The sequence below is a fragment of the Wenjunlia vitaminophila DSM 41686 genome (genome assembly GCF_000380165.1).
Classification (GTDB): Bacteria; Actinomycetota; Actinomycetes; order Streptomycetales; family Streptomycetaceae; genus Wenjunlia; species Wenjunlia vitaminophila.
This window is the reverse complement of record NZ_KB904735.1, coordinates 53,226-70,520: the sequence shown is the minus strand read 5'-3', so window position 1 is coordinate 70,520 and position 17,295 is coordinate 53,226. Positions and strand designations below refer to the sequence as shown.

Below are 17,295 nucleotides of genomic sequence, written 5' to 3'. Positions count from 1 at the left end.
CGGGGCATCCGGTTGACGTGCTCGTGTGCGACCTGGCCACCCACGTCGGGCGACGCCCCCGGTCCGGGGCCGCGCCGGGCGGCAGACGCGGCCCGTGAGGGGCGTCCTGCGTTCGGCTCCGCGACGTGCCACCGGAGCCGTGGGGCGCCGGGCGGACGCCGCGGTGGGCGGTCGTGCCCGGCTGAAGGTGATCGCGTTGCTGAGCGCCGTGATCGGGCTGGACGGGGCGGACAAGGCCACCGTCTCGGTCAACGCCGGGGACATCGAGAACGCCTTCCAGGTGGGGCACACCGACATCGGGCTGCTGATCTCCCTCACCTCCCTGACCGGGGCGCTGTGCACGCTGCCCGCCGGCGTGCTGGTCGACCGGATCGCCCGGACCCGGCTGCTCGCGGTGAGCGTGGTGCTCTGGTCGGCCGCCACCCTGCTCGCCGGCGCGTCCGGCTCGTACCTGTGGCTGCTGCTGTCGCGTGTCGCCCTGGGTGCCGTGACGGCGACTGCCGCGCCCGCCGTGGCCTCGCTCATGGGCGACTGCTTCCCCGCCGCCGAGCGTGCCCGGTTGTACGGGTACGTCCTGGCCGGGGAGGTGCTGGGCACCGGGGCCGGCTATGTGCTGTCGAACACCGTCACGGCGCTCCTGACCTGGCGCTACTCCTTCGCCTGGCTGGCGTTTCCGGGGGCGTTCCTCGCCTGGGTGCTGTGGCGCGTACCCGAACCCCCGAGGAGCGGCGGAGACTGGCTCCGTCCGGGTCTGCGCCACATCCCCTCCGGCGGGGGCGGCGTCAAACACCAGCCCGACCGGTCCGAGGAGGTCGCCCGGTCCGAGGAGGTCGCCCGGGGCGCGGGGGTGGCGCCGGAGCCGGTCCGGGGCACTGCCGGGGGCCCCGCCGCGCAACCGTACCCGGGCCGGGTGCTCCACGAGGACCCGGCGTGCATGCCGGCCTGGCGCGCGTTCGTCTACGTGCTGCGCATCCGCACCGTCGTGTTGATGATCGTGGCCTCGACCCTCGCCTACTTCTTCTTCGCCGGTCTGCGCACCTTCGCCCTGTTCTACGTCATCCACCACTACGGGGTGGGCCGCTTCACGGCCGGCGCCATGACACTCCTGATCGGCGTCGGTGTCCTGGCGGGCCTGCTGCTCGGCGCCAGGGCACCGGACTGGGCGCTGTGGCGGGGCCGGGCCAACGGCCGGGTGCTGGTCCCCGCCGTGGTGCTGCTCACCGCACCACTGGCCTTCGCCCCCGGGCTCACCACCGGGTCACCGGTCCTCGCGGTGCCGTTGCTCGCGCTCGGCGGCGCGCTGCTCGCCGCCGCCAACCCGCCGCTGGACGCGGCCCGGTTGGACATCGTCCCCCCGGGCCTCTGGGGCCGGTCGGAGGGCACCCGGACATTCGTGCGCACGTCGGGGGAGTTCGTGGGCCCCCTGCTCTTCGGGGCGCTCTCCTCCCAGGTGTTCACCGGGCGTGGTGGCACCGGCGGCCTCGAGACCACCTTCCACCTGGGCCTCGTCGCCCTGTTCGCCGCGGGTCTGGTCTCCCTCCTCGCCCTGCGCACCTACCCGCGGGACGTCGCGACGGCGCTCGAGTCGGCCCGCGTGGCGGGCAGCGGCCCGGGCTGACCAGGTGGTGCAGGAGGACAAGGGCCGGCGGCGGGGGCCGTCCGGGTCCGGTGCTGCTCTTGGGCCGGGTCGAGGGGTGCGCGTACGGTGACGCGTGAGCAACACGTGGTCGCGGTGGCGCGGAACGGCGGGTGTGTTCCGCCTCTCCCCGTCCTGGCGGCCGCCCCGTGTCCCGCACCGACCCTGACGAAGTGAGGCAGATGGTGGCCATACCGCAGACCGCGCCCTACGGTTCGTGGACCTCACCGGTGACCGCCCGGCTCGCCGCGGCGGACGGACGCGTCCCCGAGTGGGCGGACACCGTGGGGGACGAGATCTGGTGGGTCGAGTCACGCCCGGCCGAGGGGGGCCGGTACACCCTGGTGCGCCGTCCCGCCGGCGGTGGCCCCGGGGTCGAGGTCCTCGCCTCGCCGTGGAACGTGCGCAGCCGGGTCATGGAGTACGGGGGCCGTCCCTGGGCGGGCGCCCCCGGCCCTGACGGACGCCCCGTCGTGGTCTTCGTGGACTTCGCCGACCAGCGGATGTACCGGCTGGACGCCCACCCCACCGACGGACCCGACGCCGAGCCGGTGCCGTTGACCCCCGTCCCACCGCTCCCCAGCGGTCTGCGCTACGCCGACCTGACGGTGCTGCCCGACCGCGGCGAGGTGTGGTGCGTCCTGGAGGAGCTCACCGGGCCCCGTCCCGGCGACCTGCGACGGTTGTTGGTCGCGGTGCCGTTGGACGGTTCGGCGGCCGACGACCGCGGCGGGATCAGACGGCTCGGCGGCGACACCCGTTTCCTCACCGGCCCGCGGCTCTCCCCCGACGGCGGCCGGGTGGCCTGGCTCGGGTGGGACCACCCGGCGATGCCGTGGGACAGCACCGAGCTGAAGGTGGCGGAGGTGGCCGCGGACGGGACGTTCACCGCCTGCCGCACCGTCGCCGGCGGCCCCGGGGAGTCCATCGCCCAGGTGGAGTGGACGGCCCCGGGAGCCCTGCTGACCGCCAGCGACCGCGGTGGCTGGTGGAACCTGTACCGGATCGACGCGGACACCGGCGTGGCGACCGCGCTGTGCCCGCGGCAGGAGGAGTTCGCCGGGCCGCTGTGGCAGCCGGGGTACCGGTGGTTCGCCCCGCTGCGCGACGGACGGATCGCGGTGGCCCACGGCGTCGGCGCCCAGCGGCTCGGGGTGCTCGACCCGAGCACCGGCGCGCTCACCGACGCCACCGGCCCCTGGACCGAGTGGACGCCCTGCGTCGCCGTGAGCGGCACCACCGTCGTGGGCGTCGCCGGGGGACCGCACCGCGCGTTGGAGGTGGTGGCCACGGACCCGGACACCGGCCACACCGAGGTGGTGGGGTGCCCGCACCGGGACGTCGTGGACCCCGCCTACGTCCCCCAGCCGGTCCTGCGCACCTTCACAGGACCGGACGGCCGGGACGTCCACGCCCACGTCTACCCGCCGCGGAACCCCGACGTCACCGCGCCACAGGGCGAGCTCCCGCCCTACGTGGTGCGGGCACACGGTGGCCCCACCGGGCGTGCCACGCCCGTCCACGACCTGGGCGTCGCGTTCTTCACCACCCGGGGCATCGGCGTGGTCGACGTGGACTACGGCGGCTCCACCGGGTACGGCCGCGCCTACCGCGACCGGCTCCGTCAGAACTGGGGCGTGGTGGACGTCGAGGACTGCGCGGCGGTGGCCGCGGCCCTGGCCGCCGAGGGCACCGCGGACCCGGCCCGGCTGGCGATCCGCGGGGGCAGCGCCGGCGGGTGGACCGCCGCGGCGTCACTGACCACCACAGACACCTACCGCTGCGGCGTGATCAAGTACCCGGTGCTCGACCTGACCCAGTGGGCCGACGGGGAGACCCACGACTTCGAGTCGCGCTACCTCGACACCCTGGTGGGGCCCCTGCCGCAGTCCGCGGACCGGTACCGGGAGCGCTCCCCGGTGCACCACGCCGACCGGCTCACCGTGCCGTTCCTGCTGCTCCAGGGGCTGGAGGACGAGGTCTGCCCGCCGAGGCAGAGCGAACGCCTGCTGGAAGGGCTCCGCGGGCGGGGCGTGCCCCACGCCTACCTGGCGTTCGAGGGCGAGCAGCACGGCTTCCGCCGGGCGGACACCCTGGTGGCCTGCCTCGAGGCGGAACTCGCGCTGTACGGGCAGGTCTTCGGCTTCGCCGCGCCCGGGGTCCCGGAACTGCGGCTCGTCCCCTCCTGACCGGGGCCGCCGGGTCCCGGCGCGGGGGCCGGCCGCCCAGCGGCCCCGCGCTCATGCCTCCGGCCGTCCCCCTCGGGGGAACGGCCGGAGGCTTTCTGGGGTGCGGTGGCTTACCTGACGAAGGTGAAGTACCGCCAGCTGCTGTGGGTGATGGTGTTCACGGAGTCACCGGACGCGGAGGTACCGGGGATGTAGGAGGAACGGATGCGGAAGCGGTACCCGGGCTCGTTGAAGCCGACGAGCTGCACCCCCGGGGTGCCGACCGGGAAGTAGTCGTTGTCGACGTCGTTGTAGTGCCAGGCGCCGTTGGCGTACACCTGGATGGTGATCCGGTACCTGCGGTACTCGTAGGCCGACATCGACGTCTTGTGCACCGGCGTGGCGGTCGTCTTGAAGTACTGGTAGTAGAGGCTGCCGATCTTCGCCGTCTTGTAGCTGCCGCTCAGGCTGGTGGCGACCCTGACCCTGGTGCCCACCCAGGAACTGGCCGTCCTGCCCAGGGTGCGGGAGTCCCCGGCGAAGGTCGCGGAGACAGTGGTGTCCCTGGTCAGCGTGATGGTGGCGGAGATGTTGCCCTCGCTGTTCACGACGGCGGTCCGCACCAGCCGCTTGGGGGCGTAGAGCCCCTCGGGGTCCGCGTAGATGGACACCGTGCGGTTCTTGTAGGTGGCGCCCAGGTGCGCGGTGAACTTCACCTCGCTGCCCCAGGCATAGACCTTCTTGTTGTTGTTCAGGGTCAGTGTGGTGGCGGTGCGGGAGACGAGGACCGAGTCCGACGCGTAGGTCGGGGTGTGGGTGGCGCTCCCCGCGTAGCTGACCTTGTAGGTCACCGTGCCGCCGGACGGCGGGGTGTCGGAGAACGAGAACGTCCCGTCCGCGTTGAGGGTCTTGGTCCCCAGCGATTTGCCGGTGGGTGACTCCATGTCGGTACGGGTGACCGTCAGCGGGGTGCCCGCCGGGAGCGGCAGCGACGCGGAGACCGTCCCGGACACGGTGAGCGGCTTGGCCCGGGTGGCGGTGCTCGGCGCGTTCACCGTGATCTTCGTGACCGACTTGCGCGGCGCGGAGAGGACGCGCAGGGTGTGCGTCCCCCCGTTGTTGGAGACCGCGAACAGGCGCGTCCCGTCCGGCTCCCAGGCCAGGCCCGCGGTGCCGAGGTTCTCGGAACCACTGGTGCTGGAGAACATGTAGTTCCGCAGCGGTGTGGTGGCACCCGGCTGGAAGATCTGGATGTCCGGTTCCGACCAGGACTCACTGCCGGCGGCGACCGTCCCGTCCTCGGCGATGGCCACCGCGTTGGGGTAGTAGGCCGTGGCGTAGGCCGGCTGCTCGGAGAGGTCGGTCGTCTGCCAGACCCGGTGCTGGGTGCCGGACCGGTTGGCGGTGACGAGCCGAGTGCCGTCCGGGGTGAGCGCCAGGTCGTCGATGCTGCTGGTCGACGTCGTCTGGGACCGCGCGGTCAGACCGGCCCGGTCGCCGGCGACGTCGTACACCGCGAGGCTGGACTGGTCGGTCGCCGTGGCCAGGGTGCCGGGCGCACCCGGGGTCGCGGCGAGCCGTGGCGCCCGGGTGAACTCGACGTCACCTTCCTGGCCGAGCGTCACCACGGGTTCCGCGCCGGACAGGTCGAGTGAGCCCAGGTCGCCGTCGCTGCCGCTGCCGTACCCGAACCAGAGCTTCTGCCCGGCGAGCGCGAGGTGCCTCGGAGTGGTTCCCTCACCCGTGGCGTACCGGCCGGACTCGGTCAGGCTGGCGGTGTCGAAGGCGGTGATGGCGCTGGCCCCGGGCACCGCGGCGTACAGCGTCGCGTAGTCGGGGGCGAGTTGGAGGCCGGTCACCCCGGGCAGGTCCGGGACGGTGCCCACGACGGTGCCGGTGTAGTCAGTGGCGACGATCTTGCCGCTCTGCGGGTCACTGATGAAGATCCGCTGGTGGACCTTGTCCACCACGATGTCCCCGCTCGACGTGATCGGCAGGGACCTGCTGCTGTCGGCCGCCGCAGTGCCGGCGCCGAAGAGAGCAACAGAGCTGAAGAGGACCGCTAAGGCTGTAGCGGTCGAGATTCTGCGCACACGCACAGTGGTGTAACCCCCACGGAAAAGAGGGCCGCGCTGCGCCCGCTGGGTGCGGGCCGCGGCTGGTACGCGCAGCGTAGGGCATTCAACGGACAGGTGCGGCGGAATTATGAAGCAGATGTGGATGGAACGTGACTTTTCTTCGTCCGTTCGCTGATGAGGCGTCGGCGGCGGCGCGGGCCGACTCGGCCAGTTCGGCGAACTGGTCGGCGAGCGAGGCGATGACGTGGGGGCGCAGCCTGTCGTACGTGTACCGGTCGCACACGGGCCGTTCGCCAGCGAGCGGGTCCGAACCGAACGCGCCGTCGCCCGGCATGAGGACGATGTGGCCGCGCGTCAGCACCGCGCACGCCTCGACGCCGGGGAGGGCACCACCGGCGACGCCGTCGTACCCGTCCTCGAGAACGCCCCAGCGTGCGTGACACACCAGCATTAATCTGACGGGATGAAGAGGTCGAAGGGGAAGTTGGTGCCGCGCCCGACCGCGCGCGTGGTGGTGCTGGACGACGCCGACCGACTGCTGCTGTTCTCCACCCGGGACGAGGCGGACGAGCGCGTCCGCTGGTTCACCCCCGGTGGAGGCGTCAAGCCGGGCGAGACCCACGAGCAGGCAGCGGTGCGGGAGTTGCGGGAGGAGACCGGGCTGACGACGGTGTCGCTGGGCCCGGAGATATGGCGGGGGCGTCCCTGGGTGGCGGTGTGGAAGGGCGTCGCCCGCGAGGTGCAGCAGCGCTACTACCTGGCCCGGGTGACCGCCTTCGCGGTGGACACCTCCGGTCTCGAGAAGGTGGAGAGGGCCGTGATCACCGGACACCACTGGTGGACCCCCGCGGAACTGGCCGCCACCCAGGAGCTGCTGCGGCCGACCGGGTTGCCGACGTTGGTGGCGTCGCTCCTGGCGGACGGCCCACCGGACCAGCCGATCACGGTTGACGGCTGAGAGCCGGCTCGGTAGCCAGCACCAGGGTGACCTCGACCGGAGCGCCCGACGGCAGGCTGGCCACGCCGACCGCTGCCCGGACCGGCGCCGGCCCGGGCAGCAGGGCGCGCAGGCGGGAGCTCGCACCGTCCGCGACCCGGCTGTGCTCGGTGAAGCCAGGCGTCGCGGCGAGGTACACGGTCATGGAAATCCCCGAGGTCAGCCGTAGTCCGGCCGCCTCCGCCGCCCGCCGGCCCGCCTCGACCGCGCGGGCCGCGGCCAGGGCCGCCAACGGCACCGCCTGGAGAGCCGTCAGGTCAGCTCCGAGCACTCCGACCACGGGCAACCCTCCGTCCGCACGGGGCGTCATCCCCGCGGTGAACACCAGCCCGCCGACCACCCGGGCCGCCTGGTAGTCGCCCTGGGGCACCGGCGCGTCCGGTGTCGGTGTGGCGGCACTCACCGCTGCGGTCCCACGTCGCACGAGGTGAGCACCTCGTGGCCGTCGTCGGTGACCAGCACGGTCGCGGACAGCCCGATCCCCGCGGTGCCCCGAACGCGCAGCGTGGGCACCACGTGGACGACCATTCCCGGGGCGAAGGCCCGTTGTTCGTTCTCGCCCAGCGACAACAGGTGCCCCTCCCCCCAGTCCGGGGCGAAGGCGATGCCCACCGAGTAGCCGCTGCGCTTGCGGTAGGTGTGGGCGAGCCCGGCGTCGGCGATCGCCTCCTTGCAGGCGGCGTGCGCGGCGGCGGGCGAGCCGCCGGGGCGGACGTGGGCCAGCGCCGCGTCCCTGGCCCGGGCACAGGCGGTGGCCATGGCCGCGGCCTCACCAGCCAGTGCCCCGGTCCACACCGTGTGCATCAGGGGCGCGTTGTAGCGCCCGCACGTGGCCGACATCTCCAGCAGCACCGCCTCGTCCCGCTGGATGACCCGGTCCGACCAACTGGCGTGGATCGTGCCGGCCCGTGGACCGGAGGCCACGAACGGCTCCATGCCGAAGTACTCGGAGCCGGAGGCGATCAGCGCCTCGAACGCGGCAGCGGCGACCGTGCGCTCCGAGGCGCCGGGAACGGCCGCGGACGCCGCCGCGGCCACACCGGCGTTGGTGCTGCGCGCCGCGGCCCGGATCTGCGCGATCTCCAGCGGCGACTTCACCAGTCGGGCGGCGGCCAGCACACCGTCGATGTGCGCCACCCGGGCCCCGCGGTCGCTGAGCAGCGCGCCGAGCCGGGCGAACGGCTCCGGCGGCAGGAACCAGGAACGTGCCTCCACTCCCACGGCGCGTGCGCCCGGGGCGAGTTCCGCCAGCAGGTCCGCGGTGGCCCGCACCGGGTCGGCGCTGTCCGGGAACCCGACGATCCGCTCCAGGTAGCTGGTGTCCGCGGCGTTGTCGGTCTCGGTCTGCCGCATCAGCAGCGCGGCGTCTCCGGCGGTCGTGACGACGAGGCACTGGTAGGTGTAGTAACCGGGCGTGGCGTGCCCGGAGAGGTAGCAGACGTTCTCCGGGGTGTGGACGACGACGGCGTCCAGTCCCTCGGCCTCCAGGGTGGCGCGCAGGGCGCCCAGCCGCTGCTGGTACTCGGACGGGGGGAAGACGGGGCTCACTGTGCTGCTCCTGTCATGGTGACGGCTGTGGTGCGGATACGGGTGAGCGGCGCCGGCGGCCCGGGGGCGAACATGTCGGTGCGCAGTTCGGCGAGGTAGCGCAGGGCACCCCGGACCCGGTCCACCTCCTCGGGGACGATGTCCGCGACGACGACCCCCGTGCCACCCGGGTGCGTGACCAGCGGGCGGCCGTCCGGGTGCCAGGCGGAGCTGCATCCGAAGTAGTGGTCGCCGGCGAGGTCCCCGACGGCGTTGACCGCCAGCGTGTAGACCGTGTTCTCCACCGCTCGCGCCGGGTGGTAGACGTGGTACCGGTAGGCGGTGGGGCCTTCGGCGAACGCCGAGCTGAACAGCACCGCGTGCGCGCCGGCACGGGCGTAGGCGCGGGTCAGCTCGGGGAAACCGGCGTCGTAGCAGATGCCGATCCCCACCGAGACCCCGCCGTCCTCGACCATCACCAGCTCCGCTCCCGGGGTGAACGCCGTCCGTTCCGGCCCCCACAGGTGGGCCTTGGCGTAACGGCCCCGGATGCGGCCGGTGGGGTCGAACACCAGCACGGCGTTCTGCGGTCGGGCAGGTGTTCCGCGACGGTCCGGCAGGTGGTCGGTCCCGCCCGGTTCGCCGCCGACCGGGTCGTCCGCGGTGACGAGCGCGGCCCCGAGGAGCACCCACATCCCGTGGCGGTCCGCCGCCTCGGCCAGTGGGGCGAGCACGGAGCCGGCGGGCCACCGCCCGTCGGCGGCGGGTGCGTCCAGCACGTAGCCGGGCCGGCCCGCCGCGATGGCCGCGGGGTCGTAGCCGCAGGCGAACAGCTCGGGCAGGGCAAGCAGGCGGGCGCCCGCACGGGCGGCCTCGGTCACCAGCCGCACCGCGGTGGCCACGTTGGTGGTGAGGTCGCCGGGGACACTGGCGGCCTGGCCCAGAGCGATCCTCAGACCCATCGCGGGCTCCCGCCGTCCAGCGCCTCGAGGAGGATGGCGCGGTACTGGTCAACGGCCTGTTCGAGCTCGCTGACGACGATGTGCTCGTCGAGCGCGTGCATCACCTCGAGGCGGCCGGGTCCGCACACCAGCGCGGGCACGCCCGCGGCCCTGAAGTGCGTCATGTCGCAGTTGACGGTGAGGCCGCCGAGGGCGTCGTCGGCTCCCGCGGCGGCCAGGGCCCGCTGGCAGAGCTGGACGAACGGGTGGTCCTGCGGGGTCTCGGAGGGCCCGCCGGTGCTCGGGGCGCACTCCACGACGGAGGCGTGCGCCCCGTGTCCCCCGGTGTTGAAGTCGGCGAGCACCGCGTCGATCGTGGCCAGCACCGACTGCGGGGTCTCGCCCGGGACCATCCGCCGGTCCAGGGTGATCCGGCACCGCTCGGGCACCGCGTTCGGGGCCTCGCCGCCGGCGATGAACACCGGGGTGCAGGTGGGTGCGCCGAGCAGGGGGTGGCCGTGGGCGGCGAGACCGGCGGCGTACTCCCCGAGCCGGTCGAGCAGGAGGCCCGCGGCGGTCACCGCGTTCACGCCGGCCCCGGGGTTGGCGGCGTGCGCGGCCACCCCGACGACCTCGATCACCGGCCGGACCGAACCCTTGTGGGCGGTCAGCAGGCGCATCCCGGTGGGCTCGCCCACGATGACCGCGTCGGGCAGCCGTCCGTCCCGCCGGAGCCGGGGCACCAGGTGACGGGCACCGGCGGAGTCGCCCTCCTCCTGGGAGACGGCGGAGAACACCACCTCCCCGTGCAGCCGGTCCCGGTCCGGGCCGCGGACCAGGTCGATCGCGGCGCAGGCCATGGCCGCGAGGGGGCCCTTGGCGTCGGCGGCCCCGCGCCCGTACAGCCGTCCGTCGCGCAGCGTCGGTCGGAACGGCGGGCTGGTCCAGCCGCTGCCCGCGGGGACCACGTCCAGGTGGGAGTTGAGCATCACCGAAGGACCGGTCGGGGCGAAGCGGTGGCGTGCGGTGAGGTTGACCCGGCCCGGCCCCAGGCGTTCGGTCTCCACCTCGAACCCCGCCTCGGACAGCCGCTCGGCGAGCAGCTCGGCGGTGCTCTCCTCCTCGCCGGTGGGGGTCGTGGAGTCGCACGCCACCATGGCGGTGAGCAGGTCCAGGACGGTGCTGTCGGGTGCGCCGCCGGAGGCGGTGACCGGGGCGGTGATGCTGCTGCTCATACCAGTTCCTTGCCTTCGGGTGCGGGTGTGCCCGCGCCGGCGGGTCCCCCGCCGGACCAGGGTCCCTGGCGCCGCGCGCCGGAGCGGGAGTGCTGCCCCAGAGGGGTGAGTTCCGCGGGGTGGAGGGTGACGCGCACCCCGAGGCCGGGCCCCCGCGGGAGGCCGACGGCGCCGGCACGCAGCTCCAGGCCCTCGGTGACGTCGCGGGCGACGTTGGCGCAGCCCCAGAGTTCGGCCACGGCGGTCCCGAGTCCCGCCGCCAGGTGCGTGGTGGTGGCGCAGCCCAGCCGGCCGCAGTCCATCTGGCCGAGCCCCACGTCCAGGCCGTGGCCGCGGGCCGCCGCCACGGCGGCGGTCAGCGCGCCGACGGTCCCGGTCTTCTCCAGTTTCAGGTGGACGCCGTCCACGGCCCCGAGGGCGGCGAGAGCGTGCACGTCGGAGGCGCCGCGCACCGATTCGTCGGCCCAGACGGGCACTCGGGCCACGGAGCGCACCGCGGCCAGCGCGGCGGGGTCGTCCGGTGGGGTGGGCTGTTCCAGCCAGGCCACGCCCTGGTCGGCGAGCCAGGCCGTGGCGCTGATCGCGGTGGCCGGGTCCCAGCCGCCGTTGGCGTCCACGGCGATGGCCACCACGCCGGCACCGACCGCTCGGTCCACGGCCCGCCGTGCGAGGGTCACCCGGGCCCGGTCCTCCTCCGGTCGGCCACCGACCCGGATCTTGATCCGGCCGAAGCCCGCACGGGCTGCCTCGGCCGCCAGCACTCCGGCTTCCTCCGCGGTGCCGAAGCCGATCTGGGCGTGCGTCGCCAGCGACCGCGGGCCCCGCCCTCCCGGCGGGCCGGCACCGGGCAGGGTCGCCCAGAGCGGAAGCCCGCGGGAGCGGGCCTCGGCGTCGCGGGTGGCGACGTCCAGCAGCATGGCGGCGGGTGGACACCGCTCGGCGAGGGCGTCGGCGAGGGCGGACGGGGCGCCCCACACCGGGTCGGTGACGGGTGGCAGGCCGGCCAGGGCGGCGACGATGTCGCCGGTGGTGTGGTGGGTGGCGTACTCACCGTTGCCCCTGGTCTCCGCCCACCCCACGTGCCCGGTGGCCAGGGTGAGGCGCAGCAGCACCACGGTGAGTTCGCCGGTGTCCGCGGTGGTGTGCCGCAGCCGGCGGCGCAACGGGAGGCCGACGACGCCGTACGCGGCCTGCGTCACGACCGCCGCGGTGCCGGTCACGCCGGCCCCAGAGCGCCCACGACGTCGATGATCCGGTCGAGGGCGGCGTCCCAGACGGCCTCGTCCTGGGCGAAGCACAGTCGCATCCGCCCGGTGCCCGCGGGGCCGAACTGGTAGCCGGGGTTGACCACCACGCCGGCCTTCTCCTTCAGGGCGAGGGCCACCTCCTGGTCGCTGGCCGCGGTCAGGACCTCGGGGAAGACGTAGGCGGTGCCGTAGCTGGCGTTCACCCGGAACAGCGAGGAGTCGTTGAGCTTCTTCACCGTGGTGTCGCGTAGGGCCTGGTACTCCCTCAGCCGCCGCTCGAGGAAGGTGCCGTCCTCGGCGATCCACCGCGCCAGCAGGTGCTGGGCGTAGGAAGGGGCGCGCAGCGCGGTGCAGGACTGGACGTCCTCCATGGCATCGACCAGGGGGCGGGGGCCGACGGCGACACCGAGCCGGTACCCGGAGAGCGACTCGGTCTTGGACGGACCGAGCAGGGTCACCGTCCGCTCGGCCATGCCCTCGAGCGCGGCGATGTGATGAAACGTTTCTCCGTCATAGACCAGCCGGCAGTACAGCTCGTCGGCGATGACCGCGAAGTCAAACCGACGTGCGAGGTCGGCGATCGCCGTGATCGTTCCCTCGTCGTAGACGGCGCCGGTCGGGTTGTTGGGGTGGGAGAACACCATGAGCCTGGGTCGCTCGGCGGCTGCCCGTTCCAGCGCGTCGAGGTCCAGCGTCGGGCGGGCGCCGCGACCGGTGTCGCCCTCGTGCGGCCAGACCATCGGGATCCGGCGCACCTCGGCGCCGAAGTAGCGCAGCATCCGCTCGGTGGACAGGTAGTCGGGGTCGGGCAGCAGCACCAGGTCACCCGGCGACAGCAGGGCAGCGAGCGCCACGAACAGCGCCCCCTGGGTTCCCGGGGTGAGGATCACGTCGGTGGGCCCGGTCGCGGGTATCCCCAGGACGGTGGACACGTTGTCCGCCACGGCCTCGCGGACGGCCCGGTCGCCCCGGTACGGCGTGTAGGTCATGCCGCTGCCGCCGGCCGCGTCAACGAAGGTGGGCAGTGCCCACGCCGGAGGGGGGAATCGGTGGGTGTCGGCGTAGGTGGCGTCCAGGAGCTCCGCGGGGCCGGGAGCGTTCTCCAGGGCGCGTTCCGCGTCGCGCAGCGACATGCCGAGCTGACCGGACAGCTCGGGCATGGACAGGCGCTGGATGGCCTCGGGCAGGTCGAACACGGTGGAGGTTCCTCACTTCCTCGGACGCACCGCGCGGGGCGGCACTTCGCCGTCATCGGGTGCGTGGGCGGGTCGGGACTGCGTCGTCCGGTGGTTCCGCGCGGCTGCTCCTAAGCTGGTGCGCGCGTCGGAGGGCACCGAGGCACTGTCGGAGAACGTCGCCGGTTGGTCACCGATCGTCCCGGTCAACAGGGTCAGCCCGCCCAGCACGTGCGTCCTGGTGAGCGCCCCTGACCGCTCCGGGTTCCCCGCGCTCAGCGCGTCGAGGATGTCCGCGTGCTCGTCCGCGGAGGTGTGGGCCCGACTGGTGTCCGACAGGTACAGGGAGATGTAGCGGTCGCTCTTCGCCCGCAGGTGGTCCAGCGCGCCGAGGGAGGCGGGCATACCGGCCAGGGCGTAGATGCCGTCGTGGAACCGCCGGTCCCACAGCCGGACCTCGGCCACGTCCCCCAGCGAGGTGGCGGTGCGCTGCCGCTCCAACAGCACCTCGAGTTCCGTGCAGCGCGCCGCGCGCACATCGGAGGGGGACTGGGCGGCGGCAGCCGCGAGCATGCTCTCCAGCGCCGCCCGGCCGTTGTAGATGTCCCGGGCGTCGGCGACGGAGACCTCGGCCACCGTCCACTTCTGGTGCGGGCGGTCCACCACCAGCATCTCCGCGGCGAGCCGGGACAGCGCGTCACGCAGCGGACCCCGGCTGATGCCGAGCTCGTTGGCGAGGCGCTCCTGACTGAGCCGTTCGCCGGGGGCCAGGCGGCCGGTCAGGATGCGCTCGCGCAACTGCTGGTAGGCCCAGTCCTGTTTGCGCAGGCTCCACGGGGCCGGGGCCGGCCCGGGGATGCTGCGGATGGCGGCCGGCTCTTCCGGGGGGGTCTTGGTCATGTCCTCACTCACCGAGCATCTGGTCGAGGAAGCGGCGCGTGCGCTCCTGCCTGGGATTGGTGAGCACGACACTGGCAGGACCGTCCTCGACGATCCGTCCATCGACCATGAACACCACACGATCGGCGCTCTGTCGGGCGAAGTTCATCTCGTGTGTCACGACGATCACGGTCATGCCGCTGTCCGCCAGGTCCCGCATCACCGCGAGCACCTCCCGGGTGAACTCCGGGTCGAGGGCCGAGGTGGGCTCGTCGAACAGCATCAGTTCCGGTTCCATGGCCAGGGCCCGGGCGATGGCCACGCGCTGCTGCTGGCCCCCGGACAACTCGTAGGGGTAGTGGTCGGCGTGCTCGCCGAGGCCCACCCGGTCGAGCAGGGCACGGGCCTGCGCACGGGCCTGCTTCTTGGGCAGGCGCCGGGCCCTGACGGGAGCCAGGGCGACGTTCTGCGCGGCGCTGAGGTGGGGGAAGAGGTTGAACTGCTGGAAGACCATGCCGATCCGGCCACCCACGGAACGGGGCCTGCCGCCGGCCCGCGACAGCGTCTCGCCCTGGAAGCGCACGCTGCCGCTGTGGAGCGGTTCGAGCCCGGCGAGACAGCGCAGCATCGTGGACTTCCCGGCCCCCGAAGGGCCGAGCACCGCCACGGTCTGGCCGGCCGGGACGGACAGTTCGACGTCGCTGACCACCGCCCGCCCGTGGTAGCTGCATCCCAGCCCGGTGGCCTGGATGACGGGCACCGCGCCGGCCGCGGCGTCGCCGGTCCCGTCCCTGACGGACCTGGTGAGACCGGGCCTGGCGTCGCTGCGGTTCATGACGCTGTTCCTTCCGGGTTCCCGTGTCGGTGTCGTTGGCGGTGACGGCGGGCGGTTCATCGAGCCGCCGGGTCGAGGAGCGCGGTGCTGGCCGGGGCCGGCGACCGCCGGGAGGCGGCGCGGCGGGTGACGTCAAGACGCCGTTCCACCTGGCGCAGCGCGATCGTGAACAGGGTGGTGAGCACCAGGTAGTGCAGGGCCGCCGCGACCAGCGAGCCGGTGTAGTCGAAGTCGGCCGCGGCCTGGCGCTGAGCGGTCAGCATCAGGTCCTGGACGCTGACCACCGATGCCAGCGCGGAGGTCTTCAGCATCCCGATGAACTGGTTGCCGGTCGGTGGGAGGACCAGCCGGGCCGCCTGGGGCAGCACCACCCAGCGCAGGATCTTCGCTTCGGAGAGACCGAGCATCCGGGCGGCCGTGCGCTGGCCGCGGTCCACGCCGAGCAGCCCCCCGCGGACGATCTCCGCCATGTAGGCGATCTCGTTGAGGCTCAGGGCGATCACGGCGCAGGTGAACGGCGAGAAGTTCAGTCCCCAGAGCGGGAGCACGTTGAAGACGAAGATCAACTGGAGCAGCACGGGGGTGCCGCGGAACAGCCACACGTAGCCGTCGACCAGCCACCGCAGCGGTGCGGGGGCGCCCTTGGCCAGCGCGAGCACCACTCCACCCGCGACCCCGAGGACCATCGACAGCACGGTCAACTGGAAGGTGAGCGCGGCTGCGGAGAAGAACTGCTCGGAGAGCGCCTTGTCCAGGAAGCTCATGCTAGGAACCCTTCGACGCACCCGGCGACGGGGGCTCGCCGGTCTCGTCCGCGCCGAGCAGCCTCGACTCCTGCGGCAGCTTGTACTTGGCCATCAGCGCCGCGTACCCGCCGGACTCCTCGAACAGGCGCAACGCCTCACGGACGGCGGTCGCGGTCGCGGAGTCGCCCTTGCGGACGGCGATGCCGATCTTCGTCTCGTTCTTGAAGGTGGCGGCGATGGTGAAGTCCTTGGTCTTCTGCATCGTGGTCGCCGCACCGGGGGTCGAGGTGTCGAACGCGTCGGCCCGCCCGGACCTCACCGCGAGCATCGCGTCCTGGTTGTTCGGCAGGGTCATGATCTTCATCGTTGACAGGCCCTGCTTCTTCAACTCCTCGTTGAACTCCTTCATGTACGTCTCGCCGATGGCCCCGCGGGTGACCGCCACGGTCTTGCCCGCAAGGTCCTCTGGGACGCGTTGGATGTTCTTCGGGTTGCCGGAGGGCGTCAGCAGCGCCTCGCCTATGACGAGGTACGGGACGAAGTCCACCTTCGCCTCGCGTTCCGGGGTGATGTACATCGCCGAGTTGATGATGTCGATCCGGCGGCCGGCCAGCGCGGGGACGAGGCCGTCGAAGTCCATGTCCATCGCCTTGGGGTGCAACCCCATGGACTTCGACAGGGCGTTCACCATTTCGATGTCGAATCCCTCGAGGTCACCCCCGGGTGCCTTGGATTCGAAGGGCGGGAAGGTCGCAGCGGTCCCGTAGGTCAGTGTTCCGGACGTGACCAGGTTCTTCGGGGCGGTCACCTCCGCGTTGGCGTCGGCCTTCCTTCCGGAGTCGCCGCAGGCCGTCGTTCCGGCCATCAGGACAACGGCCGCGAAGACGGCGGCCGGACAGGTTTTTCTCAGCCTCACGGGCGCTCCCTATGGGCGTTCTCCAAGGTCAGGAGATTCTGTCAACAGTTGCCAGGTAAGCATCAGGGTGCTGTGTATGGCAACGGTTGCGGCGAGGTAAATCCTGCGTTGCGCCCGCGGCGGTCGCGGCGGGGCCACCGGTGGGAGCCCACCGGCGGCGGTCAACTCCGGTGCCCACGAAGGCGGATGTTCCATGAGGAGCCGGGGCCGGAGGGGGCCGGAGGACGGCAGAAATTCCTTCCGCCCGTTCGCCGGGCCCCGGCGGGCCCGGGGGGACGCGACGGCCCCCGGCGAACGGGGTGTGGAAGCCCGCACCGGGACCGCGCCCCGCCCCCGGCGGGCGCGGCCCCCTCTGCGACGGACCACGGCGCGCTAGCGTGACCGGACATGAGTGCCGACCTCCCACTGCCTCCCGCGCAGTACTACGCCACCCTGCCGAAGATCATCGTGAGTGCCGGCGCGATCCTCCACGACCGCGAGCAGCGGATCATCCTGGTGCGCCCCACCTACCAGGGCGGTAGCTGGGAGATCCCCGGCGGTGCCCTGGACGGCGGCGAGGACCCGTGGCGCTGCGCCCGGCGCGAGGTGAGGGAGGAGCTTGGCATCGATCCGGCCCTGGGGCGGCTGTTGGCCATGGACTGGATGCCCGAGCAGCCCGACGGCCGGCCCCCGCTGGCCAACTACCTCTTCGACGGTGGTGAGATCACCCAGACGTGGGCCGAGCAGCACCTGCGCGTGGACGGCCGTGAGGTCACCGACTGGTGCCTCGCCTCCCCCGAGCAGTGGGAGCACCTGGTCCCCCCGCACAAGGTGCGCCGCCTGCACGCCGTCTCCCGAGCCCTCGTCACCGGCACCACCGCCTACCTGCACTGCGGCCGGGCCCCCTCCGGGTTTCCGACCTGACGCGACGTGAGG

Annotated in this window: 16 protein-coding genes; 4 read left to right on the top strand and 12 right to left on the bottom strand. The window is 73.1% G+C overall.

Going from position 1 to position 17,295, the window contains the following annotated elements; genetic code table 11:
* Positions 1–139 precede the first annotated feature (139 nt).
* Positions 140–1,618: an MFS transporter gene (locus A3IG_RS0127250; protein ID WP_018386755.1), complete on the top strand. Its 1,479-nt coding sequence runs from the start codon at positions 140–142 to the stop codon at positions 1,616–1,618.
* A gap of 200 nt (positions 1,619–1,818) precedes the next feature.
* The gene (locus A3IG_RS0127245; protein WP_018386754.1) at positions 1,819–3,825 is read left to right on the top strand and encodes a prolyl oligopeptidase family serine peptidase; all 2,007 of its coding nucleotides are present in this window, start codon (positions 1,819–1,821) and stop codon (positions 3,823–3,825) included.
* A 110-nt stretch (positions 3,826–3,935) separates the two neighbouring features.
* Here the strand turns inward: A3IG_RS0127245 and A3IG_RS0127240 are convergent, their stop codons facing one another.
* Positions 3,936–5,903 carry a WD40 repeat domain-containing protein gene (locus A3IG_RS0127240; RefSeq protein WP_026220725.1) on the bottom strand — a complete coding sequence of 656 codons (1,968 nt, stop codon included), beginning with the start codon at positions 5,901–5,903 and terminating at the stop codon, positions 3,936–3,938.
* A gap of 82 nt (positions 5,904–5,985) precedes the next feature.
* The gene (locus A3IG_RS35575) at positions 5,986–6,333 is read right to left on the bottom strand and encodes a hypothetical protein (protein WP_018386751.1); all 348 of its coding nucleotides are present in this window, start codon (positions 6,331–6,333) and stop codon (positions 5,986–5,988) included.
* A gap of 12 nt (positions 6,334–6,345) precedes the next feature.
* Here A3IG_RS35575 and A3IG_RS0127230 point away from each other — a divergent pair, with 12 nt between their 5' ends.
* Complete coding sequence (locus tag A3IG_RS0127230; protein ID WP_026220724.1) at positions 6,346–6,840, top strand: NUDIX hydrolase; 495 nt, start codon at positions 6,346–6,348, stop codon at positions 6,838–6,840.
* Here A3IG_RS0127230 and A3IG_RS0127225 read toward each other — a convergent pair.
* From A3IG_RS0127225 to A3IG_RS0127180, 10 genes are read right to left on the bottom strand one after another with little or no spacing between them, the layout of a single operon-like run.
* A complete protein-coding gene (locus A3IG_RS0127225) occupies positions 6,824–7,282 on the bottom strand; it encodes a RidA family protein (protein ID WP_018386749.1) in 459 nt (152 codons plus the stop codon). The two genes, A3IG_RS0127230 and A3IG_RS0127225, sit on opposite strands and share 17 nt — an antisense overlap.
* Positions 7,279–8,427, bottom strand: coding sequence for a M24 family metallopeptidase (locus A3IG_RS0127220; protein WP_018386748.1), 1,149 nt, complete (start codon positions 8,425–8,427; stop codon positions 7,279–7,281). The genes A3IG_RS0127225 and A3IG_RS0127220 overlap by 4 nt, the downstream gene beginning before the upstream one ends.
* Positions 8,424–9,368: a carbon-nitrogen hydrolase family protein gene (locus tag A3IG_RS31555; RefSeq protein WP_018386747.1), complete on the bottom strand. Its 945-nt coding sequence runs from the start codon at positions 9,366–9,368 to the stop codon at positions 8,424–8,426. The genes A3IG_RS0127220 and A3IG_RS31555 overlap by 4 nt, the downstream gene beginning before the upstream one ends.
* Positions 9,359–10,582 carry a M20 family metallopeptidase gene (locus A3IG_RS0127210; protein ID WP_018386746.1) on the bottom strand — a complete coding sequence of 408 codons (1,224 nt, stop codon included), beginning with the start codon at positions 10,580–10,582 and terminating at the stop codon, positions 9,359–9,361. Before A3IG_RS0127210 ends, A3IG_RS31555 begins: the two co-directional genes overlap by 10 nt.
* Positions 10,579–11,802, bottom strand: coding sequence for a mandelate racemase/muconate lactonizing enzyme family protein (locus A3IG_RS0127205; protein WP_018386745.1), 1,224 nt, complete (start codon positions 11,800–11,802; stop codon positions 10,579–10,581). Before A3IG_RS0127205 ends, A3IG_RS0127210 begins: the two co-directional genes overlap by 4 nt.
* The gene (locus tag A3IG_RS0127200; RefSeq protein WP_018386744.1) at positions 11,799–13,025 is read right to left on the bottom strand and encodes a pyridoxal phosphate-dependent aminotransferase; all 1,227 of its coding nucleotides are present in this window, start codon (positions 13,023–13,025) and stop codon (positions 11,799–11,801) included. Before A3IG_RS0127200 ends, A3IG_RS0127205 begins: the two co-directional genes overlap by 4 nt.
* A gap of 12 nt (positions 13,026–13,037) precedes the next feature.
* Positions 13,038–13,904, bottom strand: a complete 867-nt coding sequence (locus A3IG_RS0127195; protein WP_104530880.1) for a GntR family transcriptional regulator — start codon at positions 13,902–13,904, stop codon at positions 13,038–13,040.
* A gap of 4 nt (positions 13,905–13,908) precedes the next feature.
* Positions 13,909–14,718, bottom strand: a complete 810-nt coding sequence (locus A3IG_RS0127190) for an amino acid ABC transporter ATP-binding protein (protein WP_018386742.1) — start codon at positions 14,716–14,718, stop codon at positions 13,909–13,911.
* A gap of 56 nt (positions 14,719–14,774) precedes the next feature.
* The gene (locus tag A3IG_RS0127185) at positions 14,775–15,482 is read right to left on the bottom strand and encodes an amino acid ABC transporter permease (protein WP_018386741.1); all 708 of its coding nucleotides are present in this window, start codon (positions 15,480–15,482) and stop codon (positions 14,775–14,777) included.
* Between the two features lies 1 nt (position 15,483).
* On the bottom strand, positions 15,484–16,380 hold the full coding sequence (locus A3IG_RS0127180; RefSeq protein WP_018386740.1) for an ABC transporter substrate-binding protein: 897 nt from the start codon (positions 16,378–16,380) through the stop codon (positions 15,484–15,486).
* Between the two features lie 387 nt (positions 16,381–16,767).
* On the opposite strand from A3IG_RS0127180, the gene A3IG_RS0127175 reads away from it, so the two are divergent.
* Positions 16,768–17,283 carry an NUDIX domain-containing protein gene (locus A3IG_RS0127175; RefSeq protein WP_018386739.1) on the top strand — a complete coding sequence of 172 codons (516 nt, stop codon included), beginning with the start codon at positions 16,768–16,770 and terminating at the stop codon, positions 17,281–17,283.
* Positions 17,284–17,295: the final 12 nt, after the last annotated feature.